Below are 25603 nucleotides of genomic sequence, written 5' to 3'. Positions count from 1 at the left end.
GAAGGGGGGGGTACCCCCAGTGACGGGAGGGACGAATATGCCGGTCACCGCGCTGAGCGGATCGCCTTTTCAACGGCAGCCTCAAGCGCCTTGGTCCCCTGCTCCCGCACCAGCTCGAGTGCGACCTGATCAAAGCCCAATCGCTTTCTGACTGGCCTGTTGGACTTGAACGCATAGAGCAGCTTCAGCCCCGTCCTTTTTCCACCAACAGTCCCAAGCTTTCCTTTGGTACCGCGCTGGCCACTACGCTGATTACCTGTTGGCGGACGCTGCCATATCCCGCGAATACCACGCACAGTCCCAACAAAAACATCAGGCCGCGCTACCAGACGCTTGATCAGCCCTCTTGGTATCTGACCATAGGCATCGGTCTTGCCATCAACAGGCACGAGCAGATCCCCGTCCCCACCTTTCGCACCGACCCAATGATCACCACCCGTTTCATATGGAGACAGGTATTTATCCTGTGCAGGCCTGATTGAAACCACTGCAGTCAGATCTGACTTGCTCGCCTTCTTCTCAACCTGTGTGGCGCGCTGGGTGAAGGGCCTCGGGCCCTTGAAGATATCAGACATGGCCGAGTTCTCTTTGCGCATGACTTGAAAGGCCAGGTCATTCAACGCAACAGAGGCAGCAAATGGTATCTGTTTGGCCATGTCTGAAAGCTGCCGTTGAGCAGCCTTCACATCGACCTTGATGCGAAAGTCAGCCACAGGCCTTGTCCGCCCGATCCATACAGTCAGCAGCCCGCTCTTCGGCCCACACACGAATGCCCGGACGCCGGTCGTTCTGGCTCATGTAAGCATAGTGCTGGGCCGCCCGGATCCATACCGCATGGTCCGACGCCTGCTTGCTTCCATGGAAGGGGTGATTGCGCTTCGGGTGTCTGTTGGAATGACTGTTGCCTTGGTGCTTCATTTCTTCCTCTCAACAGACCGACCGGCCTTGATAATCAGTTCATGCAAACGACGAATTTCCACGTGACAGTCCCGCAGAAGCCGCTCTTTGCGCCCCAACTCCCGCCTAAGCCTGAAGTTGTCCCGACGGCCTGAAAGCACGTCCGTGAGCCAGCGCTTCATGCCTTGGCCAAATCCAGCGGCACCATGTTCCATGCCTGGTCCGGCGTTTCCCGCGTATGCAACCTGAGGTAGGACTTGGTGCAGTCGGAGCGGATACTATTGGCAATCGCTTCCATGGCCTCTTTCCACTCAGGATCAGGCACATCAAGCCTGCGCAGACCAAGGATTTTACTGGTCTGCATCTTCCCTTCCTTGCCCACGTCAAACGCATCCATGACGACAACCCGGAGACTGGCATTTGCCCCCTCGGTCCAGCGTTCAAAGAGCTGGTCCAGCAGCGTCTTGGCTACATGAATTTCCGGGCCGAACGTAATGCTCTCGCCCATGGCAACAGTCACACGCAGGCGACCGTCATAGGTGCTGAGCGTGATGTTTCCCTTCTGGCCGCCCATGCTGACCCCATACTTTTCATGCAGGAGGGATTGCAGGGCAGCTACATCAGCAAACCCGGCGCGCTTGAAGGCGGCAAGCTGCTCCGCAAGCTGCGCTGCCGCTTCATGCAGACGGTGCACAAGCTCATCTTCCAGAAGGTGTTCGGGTTTGACGGCCTCAAGCGGCACCAGTCGCCCCTTGGTGTCCTTCATGTAGCCTTCGGGCACGGTATCGGAAGCAGTCGTCATGGTGATCAATCCAAATAGTTTGCGGAGCCATCCCCTTCTCGGACGTGGCTGTATCTTGTCGTCGTGGCGAGCGATGCGTGCCCCAGCGTGGCCTGCACCACATGCACCGGGGCATTGTTGTCGAGCGCGTGCGATGCATGGGCGTGCCGGAGCCAGTGGGCCGAAACAGCCCCAGATAATCCGGCACGCCGCGCCGCCCGCTTGACGATGCGGTGGGCCGCATCGTGCGAAAGCGGGCGGCCATCGTGGCCGGGGACAACGGGCGCATCCGGCCCGCTATCAACCCGCAGCGCCACGAGCTGCTTGTAAAGCTTTGCAGGGACCTGAACGGCCCGCGTCTTGTTGCCCTTGCCGAACACAGAGGCCACGCCACCCTGCTGGCGGCGCGTAACATCCCGCCAACGCAGCGCGCAGGCTTCTGAGATGCGGAGCCCCATGCGATAGAGCACATCCAGCAGCGCCCGCTTGCGCGGTTCCATCTCGGCCTCAATCATGGCCAGAACCTGCTCACGTGTGAGAATGCGCTCATTCAACGTGTCGCGCCCGCGCTCCAGCCGGAACGCTGCCCCGGCATTGTGCGTGAGAACGCCAGTCCCCGCCGCGTAAGCCAGCAGGGATTTTGCAGCGGACAGCTTGCGCCGCCGTGTGGCATCGGACGCATCGCCCATGCTGTCGTACCATGCTTGCAGGTCCGCCAGAACAATCTCAGTCAGTGGCTTACCCGCATGCGCCAGCAGCTCGCGGGCATCACGCTCATAAGCCCGCCGGGTGTTCTCCCCACGGTTGTGGAGCCACGTTCTCAGCACAAGATTGTCGGCAGAAACTGAGGCCGCTTTTGCGCCCCCCGGCGCGGGCGATCTTGCGCGATCTCCGCTAACCATATGATTTTCCTACATTAGTGGTCCATTTCGTCCCCTCAAAATCCGCGTGATAACTGCACTTATCTTGCGGGTTTATGGGGGTGTCTGCGGGTTATCTTGCGGGTGCCGCACAAGCGGGTGCAAGATAACTCCGGGTTATCATTGCGGATTATTCGGACGGCACGCCGCCGATTTTCCTACCACAACTCCCCCATCGGGGAGCGCGCCAAGTGGACCGAACCACACCTGCAGGGAGCTGCTCACTAGCCTGGCATTCCATCTCACGCCGTGCGGCACGTTCCACACGCTGCAAAATGCCTTCCCCAACGCAAAGTAACCCGTCAGCCATAGGCCGCAGGTCCGTAACACGGCAGCGGAGCAAATCCGCCGCGCGCACAATAGTGTTGCGTAAAAGAAGGGGCGTCTCGCTCAGATCAATATCGGAGCGATGCCGGGCTGTGCGTGGAAGGTAGAGCTTTGCAGCAAGGCAAACCGCGCCATCCAACGCCAGTATCAGAACAGGCTTTTTCCCATACAGTGCAATTTGGCCACGGCAGAAACTCTGCCCTTTGCCCATGCAACCGCCATTTTTTGTTTTGGAAATAAAAAAGCCGTGGACCCTAATGGGCACACGGCTTCGAAGATTTTGATAATCTAGAGCGCGTTTGGGGTAAACGTCAACCGTTGACCTTACTACAATGTACCTGCCTGAAAATAACCAATGGTGAGACACCGTAATTATTATCAGGTCGTCCGAATAAAGATCGCATATCTTGAGCTAGTTGATGAAAAGGTATTCCTAGACTTTCACCAAAAGAATCTGGTATTGACGCGTCATCTGCATTCTCGGTAGAAATGGGATGTCCGTCCACAATAGCCAAGATATACCACTCTCCCGGTATAATCCCTTTATGCTTTAAAAAAATATCTATAGGGGATGTGGCAAAACCTTCTTCCGCCAGAGTTGACCATAAATACTCTTTTGATGTTTCAAATGTAAGCTGAACAGGTTGTGGTATATCCTCAAGAAGTGATTTAAATAAACTCTCTATATCGTTTACAGATATAGTTTTTTTAGAAAATTGATTATTTGCATTAGTTGCTAAATCTTTAAATGGAAGAATTTTTTTCATGAGTGGCCAGAATGCAGGAAACTGACTAAAGTCACGGAGAGCAAATCTTCCTTTTACAAGAAGAAGACCTCCTATTGGAACATTTTTTAAATCTCGGTGTATATATCCGTTTTCGTCCAATCGATTCATTACTTCTATTGGTAAAGCTGCCGCTGGATCAAAAGTTCGTTCAGCCAAGTCTTTGTTTTCAATACTGTACCTCGCTTTAGCAGAGGCAACTGTAGGCACTCCTCCCCCCAACTCCGATCCAACACTAGAACCGTCAGTAGTGGAGGTTTTATAACCTGTTATTACCCCATTTGGGTCAATTTGAGCCAGATATGATGAAAGTCGCGCTCTATCTGCGTATAAAATATCATAAAGAGATTCTGTGGGTTGTGCCTCTTGCGCCACGTAGTTTATCCTTTTTAATGCGTTCAGTTCGTTCTTCTGTTTGACGCGCAGCTTCTGAGGCTATGGATAGAGCCTTTCTCACTCCTTTCTCAATGAGATGAGTTCCGACTTTCCCAGACTGAATGGCAGCTTGCACTTGCCGAGCAAAGTCTTCATTCGACATGTTTACCTCCCTTAGCTTTCAGTCTTGTCGCGCGACACATTAAAATTAGACAATGTTTGACTTGTAGAGCAACAGCCTTCACCACAAAAATATACAGATCAAGACAATTTTATTTAACCCGCTTGCAATCAAAAAACATTCCAGAAACTACATGCTTCTAAAGCATAGACTTTATGGGCTTTTGTCTTTCAATCCCACCTGCACCAACCGCCGGATAGCTTCCGGGCGTGTCACATATGGCGGGCCATTTGCGGCTATCCATGCGTCCACCTCATCCAAAACAGCACGTTCGAAACGGACATTAACCGCTTCAGAATCAACCTTTGGACGCCCCTTTTTTGGTTTTATAGCGCTATCTATTGACATAATGATTTTATAGCGCCAAAAAAGCCGAGAAGCAAGCGGAGTCAAGCCGCTTGCTTCCCTAACCTCAAGCAAGGGACAGAACCCCATGCCTATGGCTGATGCCTTATCTACATTTTAATCACTGGATGGTTACTACTCTGCAGCAAGGAAAAGGGCCTAATGCCTCAGGCTATTCACTTTCCTCAACATGCTCCGGCTTGGTGCGCGCCATATGTTGCTTGATTTATTGTATATTTATCGCCGGCACTTGAAGATAACTGCTGAATCAGCCCCTTGCATGAGAACCCTGACACTTCAAGATACTGTTTGGCAGACCTTACTGCATTTTCATTCCAGTCTACACCCAGACTATCCACTGCAATAGTGGCATCCGCGACAAGATAACCATCTCCAGTATCGGATGATAACTGCTGAATAAGACCAGCACGTGAAAAACCAGACACGCTTAAGTAATTTGTAGCTGACCTTACTGCATTACGTTGAACTGGCGTTAAACTGTTTTTCTCAGAACTGTCCGCATCACCAACAGGATCAACAACCGATGGTTCTGCCTGTGCCAAAGTAATCCCATAAACCGTCATACCAACAGTAAATGCCAAGAATGCTGTTCTTAAATGAGTCACTAACCTATCTCCTGATCAGACTCGCACCTTTCAAATATATATGAGTGCAAGTCCAATCGGGCCTAGCATAACTCCCTGCCTTCAGACACAGGCTATTACGGCTCTTTACTCCCTTTCGCTGTCTCCAGCCCAAGCTGGATAAGACGACGGATCGCTTCCCCACGACTGCGTATTCTCTGCTCGAACGACCAATCGTCTATCCCCTTCACTTCTGAAGGGGTCATCATGGTTGTGACGCGCTCTGATTTCAATTCGTCTGACATTCAAACTTTATAAACCAACACAATATGAAAAACAACACTTGTAAAAGTTTATCAACTTGATAAACACAATGCAGCCGGGAAGGCGCTACCAACGCCAAGCCCGGCCTAACCTCAAGCAAGGGATAGAACCCCATGCCTATGGCTGATGCCTTATCTACCACACACCGCCGGTCGTTGCTCGCGGGAATCATGGCTGTGCCATTTCTGGCCGCAACTGCTCATGCAGAGGCATACCTACATGCCGATGCTGCTTTGCTGGTCGCGTTTAACCAGTTTCAGGACTGCCGCAAGCGCATAGACGCACATTGTTTGGCAAAAAATCATGTCTTCGGGACGCCGGAAGAACGGCTGCACGAAGACAAACTCAATGCGCTCGTTGTTGAACAGGATGAGCTTGTTGCTGCTATGGCAGCCATACCCGCCACAACGAAGGCCGGTCAGCAGGCCAAAGCCATTGCCGCACTGACCATGCTGCGAGACCAGATTGCTCCTGGTGAGGAGGAGCTGGGGGACAGCATGACCTGGCTTGAAGTCTCGTTACTGACAGACCTCACGCGGGAGGCCGCAGCATGAGCAACATCATCCCCTTTAGCTTTGAAGACCATGCGGTGCGCGTAATCACACAAGACGCTCAACCGTGGTTTGTGCTGTCTGATGTATGCAACGTGCTGGAACATACCAACAGCCGTGTTGCAGCAGAACGACTTGATGAGGACGAAAAGGGTGTAAGCACTATTTACACCCCCGGCGGTCCCCAAGAGATGAATATCATCAACGAAAGTGGTCTCTACAACCTCATTTTCACCAGCCGCAAACCCGAGGCCAAGCGGTTCCGCAAATGGGTAACGGGCGAAGTGCTACCGAGCATCCGCAGGACGGGTAGCTACGCCATGCCTACGGACAAAACAGAGTGGTTCAACCGCTTTTCCCGTATAATTGGTTTGTGGATGACCTTAGGTGAACAGGCGGCGGAGAGCGAATGGCAAAAAATAGGCATTGGATGCCCCATGCCCCGCATAGAAGGCGTAAAAATGCTTATGGAAGCCACACTGGATATGCCCGTACCAATAGCAAAATCTGCATCCATAAAGCAGCTTATTGCTAACAGACATAATGCAGTATTTTCGGGTCGGCCACGAAAAGGAGAAACGGCAGCACAGGCTAAAGCGCGCCGCTTTCATATGGTCGAAAAAGAGATACGCCCATCAGACGATGGAAAGGAGTGTACTGTTATTACCTATGCAACGCACCCGGAACAGCAAACAAATCCAGTAACTGGAACATAATTCAGCCGGGAAAAAACATTTTTCCCGGCATCACCTCATACGTCTCAACCAGCTGCTCCAGAAGCAGATCAATCGCCCCCGACACCCTAAGTTTGTGGGTGCCTTTGGCTCCAGCAATAGCCTGAACACTCATCCCGTCCACCATCATCTGGCGCAGGAAGGTCTCACCCACCTGCCCCAGAGCTTTGCGCACGTATTCGCACCGAGTTACGGCAGCGGCGCGGGATAGCATTATGGTGTGGGGGTCTGGCACGCCGCCTTTGCGGCCTGCTTCCGGGTCTCTGGCGCCAAGCACGCCTGTCTCATAATCCCGCGCCCAGTGTTCGGCTGCGGCTACGTGGGCATCGGTAATGGTGCCAGCGCGGTGCAACGCATAAAGCGCCCCGGATGACCGCAGGCGCTTTTCGGGCGGCAGGTTCTGGTGTTCCTGAACGTAAACTTCGGTTACGTCACCTTTGGCAAGGCGTTCCGGTGTGGCGTTGACTGTTTTGTGCACGTTGCTGCCCCGTGTGGTTTGGTGTACCGTCCCTGAGTGTCACGGGGTTTCTCGTAAGCAGATAAGCGGCGGCGCAGAGTGCAGGCTTCCAATTCCGCCTCTGCCCGCCGTTTTTGTTCCTGAGCAAGCTTTTCTCGCAATTCCTCCAATGCCGTTATCGGGTTGGACTTTCCTTCAGCTCGCAACCTCAGGTTTCGCAGAAGTGTGCTCAGGCTCATGGCTTATGTGCCTCTTCGTATCCTGAGCGCACACATTGGAATCCGTCCCAATTTTGTGCCCAGCCTAATTCATATGTCAGTCGGTGCCCCTCTGACTGGCAGATGGCTGATGTTGCCATCGGAACCATATCGCTCCGGAAACCATGGGAGGTGTAAGCCCAAATGATCAAAAACCATGGGGCTATTATGCCAGTCATGATGCCTCCTTTACGTCAGCAATCCATCCAACCGTTGATCTCATGCCGCCACCGCCTCTGTTCTGCTGAAAAACTGCTGATAGGCGGCACGGTCATACGGCACGTCCGGCAGGCCATGTTCTTGCGCAAGATCGGACCACTGGCGGGTAACCGCGCCAAAGTCCCGGCAGTCATCAAAGGCTTTTTTCCAGACCTGCGTAGCCCGCCCCCATGCGTCCTCAAACTGGCGCATATCCTCAGTTTTGTGCGCTTCTGATGACTGGGACGCTGGCATGGCTTCCATAACCTGCTGCGCTTCAATCCCGCGCAATACGGCTGCTTCAAACACCTTCAGGCGGCGCGGTTCCTCACCATTATTGCGTATGGCGGCCTGCTGCTCCTGAATGGCAGAGATTATGGTTTCTTCTGTCGCCCCCAGCCCCATCCATTTGCGAGCGAGGGAAATGCCAAAACCTATCTGGTCTTCCATACCGGCGACCGAAACCATGCGGGCCGCTACCCGGCGCACCAGAGCATCGTCCAGTTCGGTTTTGGGTTTTTCGGTTTCTCCAGAATTAGAATCAGAAAGAATATATTTATCTCTCTCTAATTCTAGATCTATGGAAACCGAAGAAACCGAATTTTCCGTAACCGAAAACCCATTGGGTTTTTTGTTTGGGTTTTGGGTTTCGGTTTTTCCACCGGCAACGGTTGCCACCAACGGCATATGGCGTTGGGCCTGCTGCTGCTCCATTTCCCGTGCACGTCGGGCCCGGGCCTGCTCCGCACTCTCGCCTTTGCGTGGGCGACCACCTGCCCCACCATTCTGGCGGTTAGTTACGGTTTTGCGGCTCATCCCTTCCGGCACATCCCCGCTTTCCTGCCACTGCTCCCACTGCGCATCGGCCTGTGCCTTACGGGCCTCGCGGTCTTCCTTGCGCAGCAGCTTGGCATAGAGGTGGGGGCTGAACAGCGCACCTTCATCATCCCGCGCCATAAAGCCGGACTGGAGAATGGTGGGCAGCGTACGGGCCAGCACATCGCCTTCCAGCCACGCCTGTGTTGCCACCTGTCCGTCTGTTAACACCAGTTGCCCGGCGCGGAACACGGTTGAGCGTAACTCCCGCAACGCATCATGCAGGTTGGTCACAACCCCACGTAGTTCTGCTGGCATGGAGCGCAGCATTTTAAACGGCGTGACGGTTGAGGGGTCAAATTCAGCAAGAACAGGCCGCATCATGCTACCCCCATAAAGTGTTGCATCAGTATCCGGGCCATGTCACCCGCGCCTGCTGCCTGCTGCCTGCTGCCTGCTGCCTGCTGCCTGCTGCCTGCTGCCCTAACCATTGGCGGAATCCTTACCGGCAACAACGCTGGGGCGGCTTTGCTCCTGTACCTTGTGAACAAAGGCCAGAGCGCGGTCCAGCAGCTGCTTGGCATGCATCATCTTGGGGGCAATTTCCTGCGCCTCCTGCCGGTCCACAACGCCATCGTCCAGAATACGCATGGCCGTGGCCATTATGTCGCCCGAGGCAATGGCGTATTCGCTCATGTCCTGCCCAAAGTCACCGGGACCCACGTGCAACGGAATGGCCGCGTACCCCAACGCCTGCGCCATGGCATGCAACAAAAACGGGTGCTCCGCGCAGTGGTCCAGATCCAGCGCCACATCCAGCGGAATAACCGCATCCCGCGAGCGGTTGGAGTAATCGGAAAACTGCGTGCGCCCTACTCTGCCAATACAGGCAGCAGCATCGATGCCGCCCACATGGGCAATGGCCTGTTTGGTAGCGGTTTTTATGGCGGCAATGCACGCAGCAGAAAATGGCTGTTTCATGCGTCATTCTCCCGCGGGAACATGGCAACACGGGTTATGAGCACCAATGCAAAAGCATAGCGTTCATTTTCTACTGTTCTGTCATATGCTTGCCGCAACATTGTCAGGCGATCAGATGGGGTCTCTGCGGTTAATGCAGCCCGTATTCTTCTTTCACTGGCAGCCATTTTGTCTCGACCGAAAGAAAAATTATCCATGGCAACATTTTCCTTCACCTGCCCACATTGTGCAGAACAAAAAATGACTTTTGATATAATGGGAGTGGTTTATTTCAGTAATCATGCTGGATGTGAGCAGAGATCTGTTGCCGCCTTTTGTAGAAACTGCTCCATGAGTATCGGCTTTATTGCTAGACAAAAACCGCAGCCAATTCTTAATACGCCTGATTTTTATAGGGTCTTCCAAACTGATGGCTCTATTAACGGCATGTTCATTATGGTCGATTATTGGCCCAAACCCGATATTGAGGGTGCGCCTGATTATACCTCGCCCAACGTAAGCCGTATTTTTCAGCAGGCGGAGGCCAACAAAGCGCAAAAAAACTGGGATGCCGCCGGAATTATGTACCGAAAGGTATTGGAAACCGCGACAAAAGAACTGGGAGCCGATCTGAAAAACGAAGGCAACCTTATGAAGCGCATTGATCTGCTGGCAGCAAACGGGCGCTTGACGAAAGACCTTGCCGATTGGGCTCATCAGGTACGCATTATCGGTAATGAAACCGCCCATGATGAATGCGAGCCTGAAGCCAAGGACGTGCTTGATCTGGCTAACCTGACACGCATGCTGCTGGTTTATCTGTTTGAATTGCCCGGTCGAGTGGCCGCCATGCGTGGTCAGGAAGAGCAGGCTGCCTTGCCTGCTCCCGCTCCCAATACCGCGGGCTAAACGGCGGTTATCCACGTGCTTCATGCTGCCACTCCCTGCAATAGGCGCAACACGGGCCAGTGTATTGCCACACCGGCCCGTACGCCGCACGATGGGGTTGCTAGACCGAACCATCGTGAGAACTGAAATATGAAAATTGAAATTGGTAAGCCTTCCCTGCCCCCAGTCTCCATTACGGAAATCAAGCAGGATTTCCTTATGCGTTACGCGGGCACGAAGGGTGAAAGTGAACGACGGATCACAGTTAACGGCCTCAATGGAGAGCAGCTTCCCAATGGGGAAATCCGGATTCTTACGATCAAAGCTTTTTGCCATGAGCGGAATAGCCCGCGCTCTTTTAAAGCATCCAGTGTCAAAGAACTGGTCGTTCCTGAGACCGGCGAAGTGGTCACCGACATTCTGAAATGGTTTAGAGAGCAAGAGCAGTGACAAAACGTCAGCCTCTATGATGCCCATCGACCTACCAGTCCGAACCGAGTTCGGCTGACAGGGGAAACCACCAGCAGCATGATTGGTCACATGAGAGACCATCATGCTGCAATTTCCTTATGGGCTGGTACGGAAAAGAGATCAGGCCGCAATTCGTGGGGCTGCTTTCCAGATAGCTTGGAAACAGTTTCCACATGCTTCCGTGGCACGCGTGTCCACTGGGAAACGGCCGCAGTGGACAGCCCACAAGCCGCAGAAATCCGCTTGTTTGCGTTCCGGCGCATCATGATCTCGGTCAGGACTGCATCTCTCATAAAACGAAACTTAGGAAAACTAAGAAGGGAATGCAAGCGAAACTAAGGTCGTATTGCAAGCGCGCCTAAGTGCGACCTTTTCTCGCCTATGCAACAATGCATGGTATGACAGCACCTGATACAGACAAAAAGAAGGTCATAACCGAGGCTGATAAGGCTCGCGGACGACGTATCGCGCGAGCAAGAACAAATATGGAACTGACACAAACAGAGTTAGCTGATATGCTCGGAGTCTCGGCTGGACTTGTAGGTCAGTGGGAAACTGGGAAAACTGGTCTCACTGCAAAGAAAGCCGCTTTGTTAGAACGGCTTCTGAAGGTTCCTATGACGTGGCTTCTGACTGGTGATGACCCTGCTGAAAATCGTAAGGCACAAACAGAAACTGAATTAGAGCAACTGGAGCTGCTCAGGGGCATACCGATCGAAAAGCAAGAGCAGTTCATGCACATAGTGAGATCAGCAGCAAAAGCATTCCAAAACAAAGAAACTTAGTTTTCCTTAGTTTTTTTGATTGGCGCCATTTCTTAGTTTTGCTTAGTTTCTTTCATCACAACCCGTGATGGAGAAACCCCATGCCGAAACCGGCAGACCCAGCACAGACCCCGTGCGTGTCCTATGACGACAACGAGCGCATTAGGCGCATCTGCATCCGCGTAGCCGAACACTCACGCGGCGGGCAGGACCGGGCGGTCCGCAAGCGAATTTTTGACGTAACGGGAACCCTGCTGCGGGAGTGCCATCTGCACACCCGCCCGCTTGATCTGGCCACCATGGAGTGCGCCAGCATTGAGCAGGTTCTGTCCGACCTCTCCCTACTCCGCAAAAACCTGAACGTAGGCACCGGCTACTTCCCGCCGACTATCCGCCTGCGCTTCCAGCAGAACAATCAGGAGGCAGCATGACCTGCCCTTTAAGCGCGCAGCTTGTGGCCACGCGCCAGCGCAAAGCCGCGACCCAACGCAAGATCGGGCTATTTCAGGCCATGGCCGATACCCTGTTCATCCGTGCGGATGAGCAGGAGCGTTGGCGGGAGGCCTGCATGGCCAGCAACAACCCCGATGGCGCAGGCACATGGCAGCGCCTGGCCAACCACACCCGGAACGAGGCGCACGAATACGTCCGCCGCATAGACCGTCTGCAAGAGAACCTGCGATGAACAGCCAGCACTTTAACACCCACCGGGCCAAGCTGGAGCAGCTGGTCCACACCCACGCCCCCAGCGACCACGTTGCAAGCGCCATGCTGCAACACATCAAGCACATGGCCGCAGCCATGCAGGCGGAGGAAGCCGAGGCCACAACCCGCCTCCACCACTCCCACGCCCTGCACCGCGCCCCGGTCGCGCGCATCCGCCAGTTCATTCTGGGTGAAGTGAGGGCCGCATAATGAGCAGAAAAGAACGCGCATTGGCAGAACTGGAAGAGGTATATGCCAAAATACGCAGCGATATTGATAATGCTGGGCCTGACGCTAATTTTTCATATGTCGGCAGCCTGACTATTTCTGAACAAAGCGGCAAAAGCGTTGAAAACAAAATAGCTGTCTTTGGGTGTATCAAATTCATTCTTCCATGCGTGGCATCTGCCTTTACCGAGGCTATGCGCAGCTATCAGGCAGGAAGAACACCGCAGCAGATCGCAAATGTGGTCAATCACTACATGAACGCAGAGCAAGACCCACAGCAAAAACCATGGGAGCAAACGCCATGCTCAACCATGCAGCATTAAGCCATGCGCGCCCCTGCTCCGCATCCAGCGTTTCTGCTCTTTCTGCTGGGCACCATTGGCCTTGGCGCCAGCCTGCTTGCCCTGCTGTCGGCCTGATGGCGGGCAACCAGATTGATCTGGAGGATCTGCTCGGCACCAAGCGGAATGTGGTGCCCAAACAGGAGCCACAGCGCATCCGGTGGGATAAAGCCCTGGGCAAACGCATCCGCCACCGCCGCACTCAGCTTGGCCTGAGCATGGACCGCGTGGCCGAGGCCGTGGGCTGCTCCTACCAGCAAGTTCAAAAATACGAGCTGGGCCGCAACGCAATCAAAGCCGCACTGGTGCCCGTGCTGGCAGAAACGCTGGCCGTGCCAGTTACATGGTTTTTCGAAAGTTCAGACGCATGAGTGAACAACTCTCACAGACCGAGCCATTGGAACAATTTCTTACCGCCAAGGAGGTTGCGAGTTGCCTGAAGGTAACGACTCGCACGCTCTACAGGCGGATGGATAGTGGCAATTTCCCCAAGCCGGTAAAGTTCAGCGAAAATTGCGTACGCTGGAGGGAACAGGATGTTAAAAGTTGGATATCAAGCCTTGAGATGCCTCGAGCTACAGCCGTATCAGCCTCATCGATTCGATGAGGGGGCGGACCTGAGATACCCCCGGTACCGAAAAATTATGGGGGTATTTTAGGGGGTATTTTCTAATGGTGGCAAATTTTTACTAATATAAATCAGCATATTGAATAATATGATCGACAGACGCCCGGACCTCCACTTCCCCCCCTGAAAATAAATAATTATGTTGCTATAGATTGTCAGACAGGCTTGTTGTCTGCTCTGCTACAATCATGTGTGGCTGCGGCGTCTATTCAGGTTAGGGTTCTGGTCAGAGTTGGTTTTGCTGCCGGTTGTCCGTCTGTGGTCAAGGGCGGACAAGCTTTTTGTACTGGGCCATCAGACGGTTCCGCCTAAGGCTGGACAGTCTTTGTAACCAGAATACTCCGTCCAGCTGGTCAATTTCGTGCTGAAGGCAGATTGAGCGTAGGCTGTCAGCCTGCTTTTCCCGCAGATCCCCATTCAATTCAGCATACCGGATTTTGAGCGAGGCCGGGCGTGTAACGCCAGCCGAGACACCGGGCATGGATATGCTTCCTTCCTCGTTGTGCACCATGTTGTCTGATAGCCAGATAATTTCAGGATTGATGTAGATTTCTGGTTCATCCGCGTCAGGCAAGTCCAGAACAATCACTCGCAGGTCAACTCCAATATGCGGACCGGTTATACCTATGCCCGGAGCGGCGCGGAGTGTGTCTAGCAGATCGGCAGTGAGCGTGCGCAAGGCGTGATCAAAGAGCACTACAGGAGCGGCAACCTGCCGCAAACGCTGGTCGGGGAAAAAGACAATGGGTTGTACGGTCATGGAGTCTCTTTGACTGATCTGCGGTTTGTTCCAACTCGCTCCGGGCTGCTTGGTGCTGTAGAGCGGGACATGGAATAAGCCGTGGAGAAAGTGCTGCGGATTGTACCGGGTATTGGGCAGTATTCAAGAACGCGTTGGGGGCTTGCCCAAAGGCGTATCTGTTGCCACAGTCTGCTAATGAGGACTAATAAAGTACTTATTTGTGGCGTCGGGTCGTGTGGGGTTGGGCTGACTTATGGTCAGGCCGCACAACCATGGGGGCCTGAGTGCAAAAGATAATGCAAAGACCTGCTTTTCAACCCGACCATGCCGATAGTCGGCATTCCCTGCCTGAAGCATTTGCCAGCATTCGGGTGCCGCAGGATGATACCCATTGGATGCGGCGTTTTCTAAGTTACGTTGGCCCGGGGTATATGGTGTCTGTCGGGTATATGGACCCCGGCAACTGGGCAACGGACCTACAGGGAGGCGCGCGTTTTGGCTATGCGCTGCTGTCTGTTATTGTGTTGTCCAACTTTATGGCAGTTCTGTTGCAGGCATTGTCTGCCCGTCTGGGTATTGCCACCGGGCTGGATCTTGCTCAGGCATGCAGGCGGCGCTTTCATCCCGTTCTGAATATTCTGCTCTGGGTAGCCTGCGAACTGGCCATTATTGCCTGTGATCTTGCGGAGGTTATTGGCACCGCTGTTGCATTGCAGTTGCTTTTCCATATTCCGCTGCTTGTGGGGGCGCTGATTTCCAGCCTCGATGCACTGCTTGTTCTGTTCCTTATGAACCGTGGCTTTCGGTATCTGGAAGCATTTATCATCGGGCTGTTGAGCATTATTGCCCTATGTTTTGCCGTGCAACTTATTGCTGCGGCTCCCCCGTTAGCGGCTGTGTTTGCCGGATTAAAGCCATCGCTCTCAATCCTGACCAATAGTCAGATGCTCTATATTGCCATTGGTATTATTGGGGCTACGGTTATGCCCCATAATCTGTACCTGCATTCATCCATCGTGCAGAGCCGGGCGTATGAAAGAACCGAACGGGGCCGCAAGGACGCCATACGTTGGGCAACATGGGACAGTTCAATAGCTCTTATGCTTGCACTGTTTATTAATGCTGCCATTCTTATTGTGGCAGCCGCGGCGTTCCATACAACCGGACATCAGGACGTAGCCGAGATTCAGGATGCCTACCACCTGCTCTCTCCCCTTTTGGGGCTTGGGGTTGCGTCTGCCCTGTTTGGTCTTGCCCTGCTTGCAGCAGGTACCAATTCGACCATTACAGGCACTTTGGCCGGGCAGATTGTTATGGAAGGTTTTTTGCACCTCAGACTGCCACATTGGGCGCGGCGGCTTGTAACTCGTGGACTGGCGATTGTGCCAGTTGTTATAGGGACTGTGCTTTACGGCAATGCAAGTGTTGGTCAGCTTTTAATGGCCAGTCAGGTTGTGCTGTCCATGCAATTGCCTTTTGCTGTTATTCCACTGGTTCTGTTTGTTTCTGACCGGAGGCTTATGGGAGTTTTTGTTATTTCCCGACCTCTGGCGGTTCTGGCATGGTTTGTCGCTGGCCTGATTCTTATTCTGAATTTCAAATTGCTGTATGATACCATAATGTAATGACGTGATGCTGCGCCATTATTAGCCACAGTTTATGGCCAAAGGTACAGGAACTTAACATAATAGGCATTGGTTTCTGGTGTATTTCGGCCTTCGATGGAGTGAGTGTAGCGCGTTGTAAAGCTGATGGTCCGGCTGATGTTGAACATGATCCCCAGACCGGGGGCGATTTCCCGGCTATTGGAGTTGCTCAGGTCGTAATGTGCGCTCTGGTCGTATGTTCCACCAACATTCTGCCAGTCAAATGCAAAAAAAGGTTCGACCAGTTTTGTCGCTTTCCAGCTAAAGCGTAAGTTGCTGTAAAATACCACACCGGGAGAATAGCTGTGCTGGTTGGTCTTGTGCTGTGTAGAGCCGACTACTGTGCCCACATCACCATCAAAACTGAAGTGTTTCCATTCATAGTCAAAGATAATGCTGGATATGTTGGCCCAGTAACCGGAGGCCAAGGTATCACGCGTGCCTGATGGGGTTTGCAAGAATGTCTGAAAACCAAGGGTACTGTGTGTATTGGGCTTAAACCATGCGGCAGGCCCGACGATTGTGCCGCCCAGACCGCCATAATTTGTGCCGCCGGCCAGAGTATAGTTTTCAGATTGTATGACCTCAAAAGCAAAGCCAACATGGGGCAGCGCGTCAAATGTGCGAAAATGCACGTATTTGGTCAGTCCTGACCATGTATGGCTTCCACCATGGGCAGGCATACGCTCCCCCGTGCTGTTATAGGTATTGCCCGATGCGTTGCCATTACCGTACTGGACCAACACGTTGAACGGTTTGTAATCCACGGGCAGGTCATATTCATGCGGGCCAATAATACCCAATGTTATGTCCGCAGCATAAGACAGGCGCGGGATAGGTAAAAACAAACAGGTTCCACACAGGCCCAAGGCCAGCAGGAGCCGTTCGGGCTTTGCATTACATAGCATCGAAAATCTCCATTATGGAGGGTGCCGTTGTAAAAACGGATGACGGCAGGTTGGTGTGATAAAATGACCATTTGTAAAAAGCAGGCCTTTGTAATGTGCCTGCTTGGAAGGGTGACGTTTGCGCGTTGGCGGCATAAATACGAAAATAAATGAATATGATATAACTACAATCCGCATGAGTTCACGGGAGTGTGTCTGTCTCCCTTAAAACTGTTCCATTTTTGAGACAGGCAGAACAATGCAGAAATTTTAGTAGATATGATCTATCGGTGTTTTTGATCGGAATTGGGGTGATTATAAAAAACCCTTGCAGCAAAAGGGGATGCTGCAAGGGCGAGTTTAGTAAACATGTAAGGGGAGTTATTTTACAAACTGCGTAATGGCGGCATTAACGGCCGGTGCATTTTCCAATTGGGGCATGTGGCCTGCCTGAGGAAGAATTGTCACGGTTATGGTGTCTGGCAGGCCCTTTGCGTCGGCAGGGGACAGAATTTCGTCCTCAGCCCCCCAGATGATCTGAGACGGGCCAGAAAAAGCGGTCAAGGCCGGACGAATGTCATCAGCCTGTCGGCCGTTGGGAAAGCAGGCCTGTGCAATTGTCTGTAAGCTTTGCAGTGCTCCGTCCAGTCGTTTAAAACGAATGATATCTTCGATCATTTTACGAGAAATCAGAGTTTTATCATGCACAAGATAGTTCAGAACCGGTTCAAGGGTTTTGCGCCGATCTGCGGAGATAAAGCCTTCAATAAAATCCATATTGATGCCCTGCCCCAGCCCGGCTGGGGCAATGAGGGAAAGAGACGCAACTTTTTGCGGAAAAGCTTTGGCAAGCTCCAGTGCAATAGCCCCACCAAGTGAGTGACCAACCACATGGACTGCGGTAACGTCCAGCTTATCCAGCAGGGCGGCGGCTGTTGCGGCAAAGGTCGCAGGCTTTCCGTCCCCCACAATTTTGGATGATCCACCGTGGCCTGGCAGGTCAAAGGCAATTGTACGTCGGTCGGTGGAAAGACTGTTCTGATTCAACATCCAGTTGGTCAGGTCTCCCCCAAAACCATGAATGAACAAAAGGGGCGTGCCGCTACCCTGCCCGGCTTCCTGCACACGGAGGGTCAGTTCCCCAACGCTGACCAGAACGGGCTCAGCGTGATCGGCCTGTGTGGATGCCGCACTGTCTGATGAAAAATCGGTCTGAAATTTTGCAATAAACACATCAATATCGGCGTCATTCACCGCAGGTTCAGCCAGAACACCCAGTAATGCGCCTACAGGGAGAGTCTCGCCTTCTGTTGCAATCTGGCGGCGCAATGTGCCCGAAGCCGGGCTTTCGTAACCATTGGTGATTTTTGTTGTTTCTATGTCCGCAATTTCCTGTCCTGCGTCCACATGCCCGCCCGGGGGAATGTTCCAACTGGCAATTTTACCTTCGGTCATGGCCAGACCAAATTTGGGCATTGTGATGGGGGTAATAAGGTCTGTCATTGTTCAGGCATCCTGCTTTGTTTTTTTATAGGCCATGACGGACCGGACCGCGGATTCAATACGGGCGGCGTCCGGCAGGTACAGTTTTTCAAGCACGGTTGCGAAGGGCACTGGGGTGTGGGGGGGCACAACCCGGCGTATGGGAGCTTTGAGTGATTCAAAGGCTTCTTCCACCACCAGTGCAGCTACGTCTGTTGCCATGTTGCAGCGCGGGCTTGATTCATCCACAATCACCAGACGTCCGGTGTCTTCCACACATTCCAGTATGGTCGCGCTATCCAGCGGGGATGTGGTGCGTGGGTCTATGACTGAGCAGCTTATGCCGTCTTTTTCCAGCCGGTCGGCTGCCTCGTTGGCAAAGTTGACCATGCGGCCGAAGGCAACAATGGTGACATCATCGCCTTCACGCGTCAGATTGGCCTCACCAAACGGAATGGTATAGGGCTCATCAGGCACCTCTTCCTCGTCATCATACATGACCTTGTTTTCCAGGAAGATCACGGGGTCATCGTCCCTTATGGCCTCAATCAGCAGGCCTTTTGCCTCGTATGGGGAGGAAGGGATAACAACCTTAAGCCCGGGAATATGGGTAAAAAGCGGGTAAAGTGCCTGACTATGCTGTGCGGCCGCATTAAAGCCGGCGCCATACATGGCACGGATAACCAGTGGCGTGCGGGCCTTGCCGCCAAACATATAGCGGAATTTGGCAGCCTGGTTCATGATCTGGTCAAGGCAGCAGCCAACAAAGTCCACAAACATCAGTTCAGCAACCGGGCGCAGGCCTGTCGCGGCAGCCCCCACGGCCGCACCAATATAGGAAGCCTCGGAAATGGGGGTATCAAACACACGGTCAGGGCCAAATTCGGTGTACAGCCCTTTGGTAACACCCAGAACACCGCCCCATGCATCCACTACGCCAGCAGAACCACCCTGCCCGCCTGCAATATCTTCCCCCATGAGAATAATGCGTGGATCACGCTGCATTTCCTGCCGCAGGGCTTCGTTAATAGCCTGACGAAAGCTTTTTTTGGACATGATAATACTCCGTTTCGCGCTCGGCTCAGTAAGAGACGTAAACGTCTGCTTCGAGGTCTGCTGGTTCGGGTAATGGGGCGCTTTTGGCGGCTTTAACAGCGGCCTCTATTTCGTCTTTTACACTGGCATCAATTTCATCCAGCGCGGACGGGTCCAGCAGGCTGACCTCGGTCACGCGCTGCCGGAAATTTTTCAGGCAATCATGCTCGGCCCGTTCTCTGGCGACTTCACCATTGATCCGGTAGGTCATGGCATCCCCTTCAAAGTGGCCATACCAGCGGGCCAGATGAACATGCAGCATGACCGGGCCATTGCCTGCGCGCGCATGGGCTATGGCCTGTCCGGCGGCTTCGTGCACGGCAAAAAAATCTGTGCCGTCACATTCAAAATAGGGCATGCCAAAGCCTGCCGCGCGGGCTTTTTGGGTGCCTGCACAGGCGTAGGATGCGCCCGTTGCCTCGCCGTACCCATTGTCTTCGCAGACAAAAACGGCGGGTAACTGCCAGACCATGGCCAGATTCAAGCTTTCCAGTGTTGTGCCTTCATTGGAGGCACCATCTCCGTAAAAAGCCACGGCAACGCCGCCATCCTTGAGCACTTTATGCGAAAGGGCTGCACCACAGATCAGTGGCGGGCCACCGCCGACAATGCCATTGGCCCCCAGCATACCCAAAGACAGATCCGCAATATGCATGGACCCGCCCTTACCGTGGCAAACGCCAGTCTTGCGCCCGTAAATTTCGGCCATCATGCCCTCCACGCCAACGCCTTTGGCAATGCAGTGACCGTGGCCCCGGTGGGTGCTGGCAATTGTGTCTGTATCGGTCAGGTGGGCGCAGACACCCACACCAGACGCTTCCTCACCACAATAAAGGTGAACAAACCCCGGAATTTCGCCAGTGGCGAATTCCACGTGAAGACGTTCCTCAAAATCGCGGATTGTCCGCATGGAACGGTAGGAACGCAGAAGAATATTGTGTGCGATCTGCATATCTGCCCCCGGGCATGGGTTGGAAAAGACAACGGAATTATTCCGCCCCATTCCGCATGAAAAAAATAACAGTGCGAAGCGGGTATGCGCTCAGTTATGAGGAGGTATGCTGGTGGGTAAAGGCCGCTCAAAATTCGTCTCACGCGTATTTGAGAATGCCTGACGCGGAGTGTCGCATATCCGAAACGTAATACACGCCAGAAGAGTCTTTTTGTGGATGGATGAGCGCATATGAACTCACTCACTATGTCCTCAGGCGTGTGGTCTGGCCTGTCCCCGCTGATCAGGAACTCATGGCGTCGGTGTGCCGAGCAACATGGCATTGCCACGGACACCCCGCTGCGGACGGATATTCTGTGTCCGGCAGAACTTCGGCAGGCGCGCGAGCGTATGGGGGTCACCATGAAAATAGCCGACCCGGAACTGGACCGGTTGCACGGTATTGTTTCCACCTTGGACTACAATGTGTTGCTGGCCGACCCCGCAGGCATTGTTGTTGCCCGTCGTGGTGCCCCTCTGTTTGAAAAAGGGTGTCGCCGCTGGCACCTGTGGCCCGGAGCCAACTGGGCGGAGGCTGTGGCGGGAACCAACGGAATTGGTACCTGCCTTGTAGAGGGACAACCCGTTACTGTGCATCGTGATGAGCATTGGTGTACGGGGCTGCGTTACCTAACCTGCTCGGCCGTGCCCTTTTACGGCCCAGATGGTTGTGTTGCCGGTGCGTTGGACGCCAGTACCATCCGTTCGGACCCATCGGGCCGTGTGGTGCTGATGATGGAGGCCGTGCTGGTCGATGCCGCCCGAAGGCTGGAAAGACGAAGTTTTCTGGAGGCATTCCGCAACAGAACGGTCTTATTGCTTGGTGAAGGCAACGGCATATCCCTCCCCATGATAGCGTTGGATGACAAGCGTATTGTTGTGGGGGCAACCTATGCCGCGCGCTCCATGTTGGGGATAGAAGATCCTGAACAGGCCAGTGTCTGTTTTGATCTAGGTGCCAGAGCCGCAGGTGTGCCGGATTTTCAGGAAGCAGAGCGCACGGTTATTGAGGGTGCATTAGCCATGGTGCAGGGCAAAATTGCGCCTGCTGCCCGCCTGCTGGGTGTCAGCCGCTCTACTCTTTACCGGAAGTTGAAAACTCTGGCTGAGCTGCCGCCTCCATCGGCGCGGTAATATCTGGCGCGTGGTTACAGCCGGTCCTGCACAAAAGGGATGACATTCTGGCAGATCACCAGTTCTTCGTGGGTTGGTTCCACACGCACCCGGATTGCGCTGTCTGGACAACTGATGATGCTGGCATGGCGCATATTCGCTTCCCTATCCAGCTTAAGGCCCAACCACCCAAGTGCCAGACACACGTCCTGACGTAACAGAGCGTCGTGCTCCCCTATTCCGGCGGTAAAAACCAGCCCATCCAGCCCTTCCATAATGGCGGCAAGGGCTCCAATTTCTTCCACGATCCGATAGGCGGACAGGCTAAGTGCCTGCTGGATATGGCCGCGTAATACCGTATCGGGCTCAGTGGTCATGTGTTCACGCAGAACGCGCATGTCCGACGATACGCCAGAAACGCCAAGCAGACCGGACTGGTGGTAAAGCGTGTTCACCACAGTATTCCAGTCTGCTTTTTCTTCCTTGATCATGTAAAGCAGCGCGCCGGGGTCTATCATGCCGCACCGGCTCCCCATCATAAGCCCATCTAGGGCTGAAAAACCCATTGTGGTTTCAAGGCTTTTACCCTCTTTCAAGGCACACAGGCTGGCCCCATTCCCCAAATGGGCGAGAACAGTTTTCCCGTTTGCTAGAGCCGGGTCAATCTGGCATAGGCGCTGGGTTAGAAAGTCGTAGGAAAGGCCGTGGAACCCATACCGGCAAACGCCTTTGTCCGCATAACGCCGGGGGAGCGGTAGCAGGCGCGCAATATCGGGCATGGTGCGGTGGAAGGCCGTATCAAAACAGGCAATCTGTATCAGGTCAGGCCGATAGTCGGTAATGGCATGAACTGGGGCGAGGGTCTGTGGTTGATGGAGTGGCGCAAAGGGGGTCAGGGCTTCCAGTTGGACCAGCACCTCTGGCGTTACCTGCACAGGGGCCAGAAAATTAGGGCCACCGTGAACAATTCTGTGCCCGACACCAACAATATTGTGCCGTCCCTGCTCATGTTCGGCCAGCCAGCTAAAAAGATGTTCCAGCGGCTTTTTTTGGCTGAGCGGATAGGTTGCATGCTCAATAAGCTGATCGTTCTGATCTGATGCAAAAAAATGGAATGTATCAATGTCATATTCAAGCCGACCCTTGATCAGCTTTTTTATGGTCGTCTTTTTTTCTATCTGGAAAACAGTGAATTTAAGGCTGGATGATCCGGCATTAAAAACAATAATAACATCAGACAGGGCCGTATTCTCGCTTGGCATGGCGGTTTAAAACGCCGCATCCTGCTGCGCCAGATGTCTGGCGTACAGGGCACCAATGGCCGCAGATGCAAGACGGGCCTGCACGCTATCTGCCCGACTGGTCAGCACAATGGGAACCTTGGCGCCAAGTGCGATGCCAGCAGATTCAGCTTGTGCCATGAAGATCAGATTTTTTGCTAGCATGTTCCCGGCTTCCAGGTCCGGTGTGACCAGAATCTGTGCGTGTCCGGCTACGGGGGATACAAGATTTTTGATTCTGGCGGCTTCGGGGTCTATGGCATTATCCATGCCCAGAGGGCCATCGAGCATGCCGCCTGTTATCTGCCCGCGCTCGGCCATTTTACACAGGCTCGCGGCATCCAGTGTGCTGGGGATTTTGGGGTTGACCACTTCCACGGCGGAAAGAATGGCAACTTTGGGCTGGCCGAGCCCTAGCCCGATATGCAGGTCAATGGCGTTTTGAACAATATCGCGTTTGGTTGATAGATCGGGGAAAATATTAATGGCTGCATCGGTTACAAAGAGCAGTTTTTTGTAACCCGGTACAGCGAGCAGAAAAACATGGCTGATTCTGCGGCCCGTGCACAGACCGTTGGTAGGAGACACTACGGCATGCATTAATGCATCCGTATGCAGACTTCCCTTCATCAATCCCTGCACCTGTCCTGTTCTGGCAAGGTCAACGGCTTTTTGCGCGGCAATTTCTGGCGTTGCGGCAGGGATGATTTGGTAAGGGCTCAGGTCCATCCGGTTTTTGCGCGCTACTGCGCGCATGCTGGTTTCGTCCCCGACCAGAACGGGCTTGATAATTCCTTTTTGCGCGGCCTCCAGTGGGCCTGTCAGCGCGTGTTCCTCGCATGGCCAGACAAGCCCGTAGGGAACTGGTTTATGTGCGATGGCACGGTTTATGAGATCCGAAAAAAGCTGGTGAGAAGTTGGCTGGCGCGAGGGAGGCGCTACTCCTGCAAACAGGGATGAGGTCTGTCTCATATTGGGTCTGGCCCGCTCTTTATGTTCCACCGGTTATGCAACGAGGTTGGAAGACGCGCCAGTCAATCGCGCCCACCTAGTGAATAGGCGAATTGGGTATTCTGGCAGACACAAGATTGGGTGATGGGTTGTGTTGCGCTGTAACATTAGGCGGAGGTGCGCTGTCCACCACTATGACCGCCATACCGGCAAGTTGGGATGGTGTTCTGTCCGTTCGCAACAAGGCCCGAAAACGCTTGTCGGTTGCTGCCTTGCGTTCATATTCCGCGTCCAGCAGACCATTTTTGTCGATGTAGATATTCAGGGCTGCCGGAATACGGATACACCCTGCCGAGGCCATATGTCCGAGTTGACGCTCCAAAAAAACAGGGTCGGTTGCGTGCATTTCCAGCCGTATGGGGCCTTGTTCCCGGCTGGGTAGCCACCCTTTTTCAGCAACCTGCCAGCCAAAGTCCCATACGCGCATGCCTTTGGTACCATTCCCCATGATACCGTTTTCATTTTTGGTGCCCTGTGCGCGGTAGCCCAGCCTGTCTGCTGTGTTGGTAAAAATGCCAACGGGCGTAATATAATGATGTTTACGGCCAATTGTGCCAGTGGAGATGCGCGTACACCCAATTATGGTCCATTCAGGCGTGTTGGGGCGGGCCACCACAATACAGGCGCGCTGTACTGTGGGGTTACGGTCGGCAATCACAACGGCCTGCGGGGTCTGAACCACGTAACCAGACAGGCTGGCCTGCTGGCGGGCCAGAATAAGCCATGTATCTTTCTGGCTGCTGCTTGGAGTAAATGCCGCGGGTACCTCTTTTTGAAAAAGAAGCCTGAGCCGGTCGATTTCCGCTTGTATCTGAGCCTCATCCAACTCAGCAATTGGAGCTGGAGCTGGAGCTGGAGCTGGAGCTGGTGGAGTAACCTGCACTGGCTGCGTTGCAACTGTTGTTACGGACGCTGTTTGCACAGGTTTTGCCTGTGCGGATTTGACCGGAGGCGCGGGCGCCGGGGCTTTTTTTGCAGCAGGAATATGCAGGGGCGCGCCTATGTCTCCATTAGGAAAAAAAACGTGGGGCGAGGACTCCCCTACAGCCTTGGAGAGTTCATCAGCAAAATCCGCACTGGCGGAATAGGGCGCTGCCTGAAGAGTTTGAGCAGCAAAAAGGCAGCCAAACATAATCGGAAAGATTAAGTGTCTCGCCGCGCACACCGGGTTCTGTTCTCCTGTTTTTTAAGTGCTCGCGACTATGGCACTTCTTGCCCATAAGCGGAATATCCAAGATGAAGAGTTTATTCTCAATATGTTGCATGTAAGGGCTGCACTTTGGTTGGGTCTTGGTTGCGTACCCCATATGTGCATTCTCCCGCACTACTGGATAACTGGCGGTTTGCTTGGGGCCGTGGCAAGGCAGCCCCCTTGCCTGCCAGAGGCTTAATCCGGTGTGGAGGATGGTGCATGTAGCCGTCTGTTCCAGATCAAGCATAGCGAGGGGCTTAGAAGTTGCAGCCGATTGTGGCTTAAACACAACACGCCGTTGGGACCGAGGGCTATTCGTGCGGATGTTGTTGACAGTAATTATCATTTGCATATACCTCCCTATTCACATTTTTGTGGTGGGAAGATTTATGAACCACAGAGTTCTTATTTCGCCCCGCTATGCCATTTTGTTCTTATTCGGCAGTTTGGAGCATTCGGGCAGCAACGGGTTTGCTGGTGGCCTGCCGTTTCTGGCAAGGAGGCATATATTGCCAGTTGGTGGTTTTGCTGCCCTGTAAGAGCCTGAATCAGAAAGGGGTTTGATTGATTTTTCGCAGAACTCTGCGGATATGGGCAATCATCAACCACGCGTGGGATGACGAGATTGTTGCCTCGACATCCTTCGT

General features: G+C 53.5%; 34 protein-coding genes and 1 pseudogene. 13 read left to right on the top strand and 22 right to left on the bottom strand.

Annotation, left to right across the window (positions count from 1 at the left end):
• Positions 1-44: 44 nt before the first annotated feature.
• The 9 genes from GOB86_RS09365 to GOB86_RS09325 form a co-directional block, all read right to left on the bottom strand.
• Complete coding sequence (locus GOB86_RS09365) at positions 45-713, bottom strand: hypothetical protein (RefSeq protein WP_253544131.1); 669 nt, start codon at positions 711-713, stop codon at positions 45-47.
• Entirely contained in the window at positions 706-918 is a 213-nt protein-coding gene (locus GOB86_RS09360; protein ID WP_165992044.1) for a hypothetical protein, read from the bottom strand. The genes GOB86_RS09365 and GOB86_RS09360 overlap by 8 nt, the downstream gene beginning before the upstream one ends.
• A complete protein-coding gene (locus GOB86_RS09355; protein ID WP_165992072.1) occupies positions 915-1079 on the bottom strand; it encodes a hypothetical protein in 165 nt (54 codons plus the stop codon). Before GOB86_RS09355 ends, GOB86_RS09360 begins: the two co-directional genes overlap by 4 nt.
• Entirely contained in the window at positions 1076-1699 is a 624-nt protein-coding gene (locus GOB86_RS09350) for a DUF3164 family protein (RefSeq protein WP_165992071.1), read from the bottom strand. The genes GOB86_RS09355 and GOB86_RS09350 overlap by 4 nt, the downstream gene beginning before the upstream one ends.
• Before the next feature lie 5 nt (positions 1700-1704).
• The gene (locus GOB86_RS09345; protein WP_165992070.1) at positions 1705-2580 is read right to left on the bottom strand and encodes a tyrosine-type recombinase/integrase; all 876 of its coding nucleotides are present in this window, start codon (positions 2578-2580) and stop codon (positions 1705-1707) included.
• Positions 2581-2728: 148 nt separating this feature from the next.
• Positions 2729-3136: a hypothetical protein gene (locus GOB86_RS09340; RefSeq protein WP_165992069.1), complete on the bottom strand. Its 408-nt coding sequence runs from the start codon at positions 3134-3136 to the stop codon at positions 2729-2731.
• A 100-nt stretch (positions 3137-3236) separates the two neighbouring features.
• Entirely contained in the window at positions 3237-4085 is an 849-nt protein-coding gene (locus tag GOB86_RS09335; RefSeq protein ID WP_165992068.1) for a DUF6414 family protein, read from the bottom strand.
• A gap of 334 nt (positions 4086-4419) precedes the next feature.
• Complete coding sequence (locus tag GOB86_RS09330) at positions 4420-4659, bottom strand: CopG family transcriptional regulator (RefSeq protein ID WP_242012580.1); 240 nt, start codon at positions 4657-4659, stop codon at positions 4420-4422.
• A 137-nt stretch (positions 4660-4796) separates the two neighbouring features.
• Entirely contained in the window at positions 4797-5237 is a 441-nt protein-coding gene (locus GOB86_RS09325) for an Ltp family lipoprotein (protein ID WP_253544129.1), read from the bottom strand.
• Between the two features lie 452 nt (positions 5238-5689).
• Here GOB86_RS09325 and GOB86_RS09320 point away from each other — a divergent pair, with 452 nt between their 5' ends.
• A complete protein-coding gene (locus tag GOB86_RS09320; RefSeq protein ID WP_165992067.1) occupies positions 5690-6073 on the top strand; it encodes a hypothetical protein in 384 nt (127 codons plus the stop codon).
• Complete coding sequence (locus tag GOB86_RS09315) at positions 6070-6786, top strand: BRO-N domain-containing protein (RefSeq protein WP_165992066.1); 717 nt, start codon at positions 6070-6072, stop codon at positions 6784-6786. Before GOB86_RS09320 ends, GOB86_RS09315 begins: the two co-directional genes overlap by 4 nt.
• A gap of 1 nt (position 6787) precedes the next feature.
• Here GOB86_RS09315 and GOB86_RS09310 read toward each other — a convergent pair whose 3' ends face one another.
• From GOB86_RS09310 to GOB86_RS09295, 4 genes are all read right to left on the bottom strand, one after another.
• Positions 6788-7282 (bottom strand): hypothetical protein, encoded by a 495-nt coding sequence (locus tag GOB86_RS09310; protein ID WP_165992065.1) that lies wholly within the window; start codon positions 7280-7282, stop codon positions 6788-6790.
• Between the two features lie 455 nt (positions 7283-7737).
• Positions 7738-8916 (bottom strand): hypothetical protein, encoded by a 1179-nt coding sequence (locus tag GOB86_RS09305; RefSeq protein WP_165992064.1) that lies wholly within the window; start codon positions 8914-8916, stop codon positions 7738-7740.
• Between the two features lie 99 nt (positions 8917-9015).
• Positions 9016-9513: a phage regulatory CII family protein gene (locus tag GOB86_RS09300; RefSeq protein WP_165992063.1), complete on the bottom strand. Its 498-nt coding sequence runs from the start codon at positions 9511-9513 to the stop codon at positions 9016-9018.
• Positions 9510-9710, bottom strand: a complete 201-nt coding sequence (locus GOB86_RS09295; protein WP_165992062.1) for a hypothetical protein — start codon at positions 9708-9710, stop codon at positions 9510-9512. Before GOB86_RS09295 ends, GOB86_RS09300 begins: the two co-directional genes overlap by 4 nt.
• Between GOB86_RS09295 and GOB86_RS09290 the strand changes: the two genes are divergently transcribed.
• The 9 genes from GOB86_RS09290 to GOB86_RS09250 all read left to right on the top strand — a co-directional run bounded on the left by GOB86_RS09290 (position 9709) and on the right by GOB86_RS09250 (position 13496).
• Positions 9709-10401 (top strand): DUF4145 domain-containing protein, encoded by a 693-nt coding sequence (locus tag GOB86_RS09290; protein WP_165992061.1) that lies wholly within the window; start codon positions 9709-9711, stop codon positions 10399-10401. The genes GOB86_RS09295 and GOB86_RS09290 overlap by 2 nt on opposite strands.
• Positions 10402-10530: 129 nt before the next feature.
• Entirely contained in the window at positions 10531-10830 is a 300-nt protein-coding gene (locus GOB86_RS09285) for a hypothetical protein (protein ID WP_165992060.1), read from the top strand.
• A gap of 419 nt (positions 10831-11249) precedes the next feature.
• Positions 11250-11636: a helix-turn-helix domain-containing protein gene (locus GOB86_RS09280; RefSeq protein ID WP_165992059.1), complete on the top strand. Its 387-nt coding sequence runs from the start codon at positions 11250-11252 to the stop codon at positions 11634-11636.
• Positions 11637-11716: 80 nt separating this feature from the next.
• Positions 11717-12046 carry a hypothetical protein gene (locus GOB86_RS09275; protein ID WP_165992058.1) on the top strand — a complete coding sequence of 110 codons (330 nt, stop codon included), beginning with the start codon at positions 11717-11719 and terminating at the stop codon, positions 12044-12046.
• Positions 12043-12300 (top strand): hypothetical protein, encoded by a 258-nt coding sequence (locus tag GOB86_RS09270; RefSeq protein ID WP_165992057.1) that lies wholly within the window; start codon positions 12043-12045, stop codon positions 12298-12300. The genes GOB86_RS09275 and GOB86_RS09270 overlap by 4 nt, the downstream gene beginning before the upstream one ends.
• Complete coding sequence (locus GOB86_RS09265; protein WP_165992043.1) at positions 12297-12530, top strand: hypothetical protein; 234 nt, start codon at positions 12297-12299, stop codon at positions 12528-12530. The genes GOB86_RS09270 and GOB86_RS09265 overlap by 4 nt, the downstream gene beginning before the upstream one ends.
• Positions 12530-12871, top strand: coding sequence for a hypothetical protein (locus tag GOB86_RS09260; RefSeq protein WP_165992056.1), 342 nt, complete (start codon positions 12530-12532; stop codon positions 12869-12871). The genes GOB86_RS09265 and GOB86_RS09260 overlap by 1 nt, the downstream gene beginning before the upstream one ends.
• Positions 12872-12966: 95 nt before the next feature.
• Complete coding sequence (locus GOB86_RS09255) at positions 12967-13260, top strand: helix-turn-helix domain-containing protein (protein ID WP_165992055.1); 294 nt, start codon at positions 12967-12969, stop codon at positions 13258-13260.
• Positions 13233-13496 (top strand): helix-turn-helix transcriptional regulator, encoded by a 264-nt coding sequence (locus GOB86_RS09250; protein WP_338331280.1) that lies wholly within the window; start codon positions 13233-13235, stop codon positions 13494-13496. The genes GOB86_RS09255 and GOB86_RS09250 overlap by 28 nt, the downstream gene beginning before the upstream one ends.
• 283 nt (positions 13497-13779) lie before the next feature.
• On the opposite strand, the gene GOB86_RS09245 is transcribed toward GOB86_RS09250, so the two are convergent.
• A complete protein-coding gene (locus GOB86_RS09245) occupies positions 13780-14277 on the bottom strand; it encodes a peptide deformylase (protein ID WP_165992053.1) in 498 nt (165 codons plus the stop codon).
• A gap of 278 nt (positions 14278-14555) precedes the next feature.
• On the opposite strand from GOB86_RS09245, the gene GOB86_RS09240 reads away from it, so the two are divergent.
• The gene (locus GOB86_RS09240; RefSeq protein ID WP_165992052.1) at positions 14556-15884 is read left to right on the top strand and encodes an Nramp family divalent metal transporter; all 1329 of its coding nucleotides are present in this window, start codon (positions 14556-14558) and stop codon (positions 15882-15884) included.
• A gap of 32 nt (positions 15885-15916) precedes the next feature.
• On the opposite strand, the gene GOB86_RS09235 is transcribed toward GOB86_RS09240, so the two are convergent.
• The 4 genes from GOB86_RS09235 to GOB86_RS09220 form a co-directional block, all read right to left on the bottom strand.
• Complete coding sequence (locus tag GOB86_RS09235; protein ID WP_242012579.1) at positions 15917-16813, bottom strand: transporter; 897 nt, start codon at positions 16811-16813, stop codon at positions 15917-15919.
• Between the two features lie 360 nt (positions 16814-17173).
• On the bottom strand, positions 17174-18295 hold the full coding sequence (locus GOB86_RS09230; protein WP_165992051.1) for an acetoin dehydrogenase dihydrolipoyllysine-residue acetyltransferase subunit: 1122 nt from the start codon (positions 18293-18295) through the stop codon (positions 17174-17176).
• Positions 18296-18298: 3 nt separating this feature from the next.
• The gene (locus GOB86_RS09225) at positions 18299-19330 is read right to left on the bottom strand and encodes an alpha-ketoacid dehydrogenase subunit beta (RefSeq protein WP_165992050.1); all 1032 of its coding nucleotides are present in this window, start codon (positions 19328-19330) and stop codon (positions 18299-18301) included.
• A 25-nt stretch (positions 19331-19355) separates the two neighbouring features.
• Positions 19356-20321: a thiamine pyrophosphate-dependent dehydrogenase E1 component subunit alpha gene (locus GOB86_RS09220; protein WP_165992049.1), complete on the bottom strand. Its 966-nt coding sequence runs from the start codon at positions 20319-20321 to the stop codon at positions 19356-19358.
• A 231-nt stretch (positions 20322-20552) separates the two neighbouring features.
• Here GOB86_RS09220 and GOB86_RS09215 point away from each other — a divergent pair, with 231 nt between their 5' ends.
• Positions 20553-21494 carry a helix-turn-helix domain-containing protein gene (locus tag GOB86_RS09215; protein ID WP_165992048.1) on the top strand — a complete coding sequence of 314 codons (942 nt, stop codon included), beginning with the start codon at positions 20553-20555 and terminating at the stop codon, positions 21492-21494.
• A gap of 14 nt (positions 21495-21508) precedes the next feature.
• Here the strand turns inward: GOB86_RS09215 and GOB86_RS09210 are convergent, their stop codons facing one another.
• The 4 genes and pseudogenes from GOB86_RS09210 to GOB86_RS09195 all read right to left on the bottom strand — a co-directional run.
• Entirely contained in the window at positions 21509-22714 is a 1206-nt protein-coding gene (locus GOB86_RS09210; RefSeq protein ID WP_165992096.1) for an acetate/propionate family kinase, read from the bottom strand.
• Between the two features lie 27 nt (positions 22715-22741).
• On the bottom strand, positions 22742-23725 hold the full coding sequence (locus tag GOB86_RS09205) for a bifunctional enoyl-CoA hydratase/phosphate acetyltransferase (RefSeq protein WP_165992047.1): 984 nt from the start codon (positions 23723-23725) through the stop codon (positions 22742-22744).
• 76 nt (positions 23726-23801) lie between these two features.
• A complete protein-coding gene (locus tag GOB86_RS09200; RefSeq protein WP_165992046.1) occupies positions 23802-24896 on the bottom strand; it encodes a L,D-transpeptidase in 1095 nt (364 codons plus the stop codon).
• 608 nt (positions 24897-25504) lie between these two features.
• Positions 25505-25603, bottom strand: a pseudogene (locus GOB86_RS09195) (IS5/IS1182 family transposase); the annotation flags it as partial.

The organism is Acetobacter lambici, assembly GCF_011516885.1.
Lineage (GTDB): Bacteria > Pseudomonadota > Alphaproteobacteria > Acetobacterales > Acetobacteraceae > Acetobacter > Acetobacter lambici.
This window is presented reverse-complemented; position numbering and strand designations above follow the sequence as displayed.

Coding starts and splice junctions, on each gene's coding strand:
- GOB86_RS09360 (WP_165992044.1), bottom strand. CDS start 918: ATGAAGCACCAAGGCAACAGTCATTCCAACAGACACCCGAAGCGCAAT.
- GOB86_RS09355 (WP_165992072.1), bottom strand. CDS start 1,079: ATGAAGCGCTGGCTCACGGACGTGCTTTCAGGCCGTCGGGACAACTTC.
- GOB86_RS09350 (WP_165992071.1), bottom strand. CDS start 1,699: ATGACGACTGCTTCCGATACCGTGCCCGAAGGCTACATGAAGGACACC.
- GOB86_RS09345 (WP_165992070.1), bottom strand. CDS start 2,580: ATGGTTAGCGGAGATCGCGCAAGATCGCCCGCGCCGGGGGGCGCAAAA.
- GOB86_RS09340 (WP_165992069.1), bottom strand. CDS start 3,136: ATGGGCAAAGGGCAGAGTTTCTGCCGTGGCCAAATTGCACTGTATGGG.
- GOB86_RS09320 (WP_165992067.1), top strand. CDS start 5,690: ATGGCTGTGCCATTTCTGGCCGCAACTGCTCATGCAGAGGCATACCTA.
- GOB86_RS09315 (WP_165992066.1), top strand. CDS start 6,070: ATGAGCAACATCATCCCCTTTAGCTTTGAAGACCATGCGGTGCGCGTA.
- GOB86_RS09305 (WP_165992064.1), bottom strand. CDS start 8,916: ATGATGCGGCCTGTTCTTGCTGAATTTGACCCCTCAACCGTCACGCCG.
- GOB86_RS09300 (WP_165992063.1), bottom strand. CDS start 9,513: ATGAAACAGCCATTTTCTGCTGCGTGCATTGCCGCCATAAAAACCGCT.
- GOB86_RS09290 (WP_165992061.1), top strand. CDS start 9,709: ATGGCAACATTTTCCTTCACCTGCCCACATTGTGCAGAACAAAAAATG.
- GOB86_RS09295 (WP_165992062.1), bottom strand. CDS start 9,710: ATGGATAATTTTTCTTTCGGTCGAGACAAAATGGCTGCCAGTGAAAGA.
- GOB86_RS09285 (WP_165992060.1), top strand. CDS start 10,531: ATGAAAATTGAAATTGGTAAGCCTTCCCTGCCCCCAGTCTCCATTACG.
- GOB86_RS09280 (WP_165992059.1), top strand. CDS start 11,250: ATGACAGCACCTGATACAGACAAAAAGAAGGTCATAACCGAGGCTGAT.
- GOB86_RS09275 (WP_165992058.1), top strand. CDS start 11,717: ATGCCGAAACCGGCAGACCCAGCACAGACCCCGTGCGTGTCCTATGAC.
- GOB86_RS09270 (WP_165992057.1), top strand. CDS start 12,043: ATGACCTGCCCTTTAAGCGCGCAGCTTGTGGCCACGCGCCAGCGCAAA.
- GOB86_RS09265 (WP_165992043.1), top strand. CDS start 12,297: ATGAACAGCCAGCACTTTAACACCCACCGGGCCAAGCTGGAGCAGCTG.
- GOB86_RS09260 (WP_165992056.1), top strand. CDS start 12,530: ATGAGCAGAAAAGAACGCGCATTGGCAGAACTGGAAGAGGTATATGCC.
- GOB86_RS09255 (WP_165992055.1), top strand. CDS start 12,967: ATGGCGGGCAACCAGATTGATCTGGAGGATCTGCTCGGCACCAAGCGG.
- GOB86_RS09250 (WP_338331280.1), top strand. CDS start 13,233: ATGGTTTTTCGAAAGTTCAGACGCATGAGTGAACAACTCTCACAGACC.
- GOB86_RS09245 (WP_165992053.1), bottom strand. CDS start 14,277: ATGACCGTACAACCCATTGTCTTTTTCCCCGACCAGCGTTTGCGGCAG.
- GOB86_RS09240 (WP_165992052.1), top strand. CDS start 14,556: ATGCAAAGACCTGCTTTTCAACCCGACCATGCCGATAGTCGGCATTCC.
- GOB86_RS09235 (WP_242012579.1), bottom strand. CDS start 16,813: ATGCTATGTAATGCAAAGCCCGAACGGCTCCTGCTGGCCTTGGGCCTG.
- GOB86_RS09230 (WP_165992051.1), bottom strand. CDS start 18,295: ATGACAGACCTTATTACCCCCATCACAATGCCCAAATTTGGTCTGGCC.
- GOB86_RS09225 (WP_165992050.1), bottom strand. CDS start 19,330: ATGTCCAAAAAAAGCTTTCGTCAGGCTATTAACGAAGCCCTGCGGCAG.
- GOB86_RS09220 (WP_165992049.1), bottom strand. CDS start 20,321: ATGCAGATCGCACACAATATTCTTCTGCGTTCCTACCGTTCCATGCGG.
- GOB86_RS09215 (WP_165992048.1), top strand. CDS start 20,553: ATGAACTCACTCACTATGTCCTCAGGCGTGTGGTCTGGCCTGTCCCCG.
- GOB86_RS09205 (WP_165992047.1), bottom strand. CDS start 23,725: ATGAGACAGACCTCATCCCTGTTTGCAGGAGTAGCGCCTCCCTCGCGC.
- GOB86_RS09200 (WP_165992046.1), bottom strand. CDS start 24,896: ATGTTTGGCTGCCTTTTTGCTGCTCAAACTCTTCAGGCAGCGCCCTAT.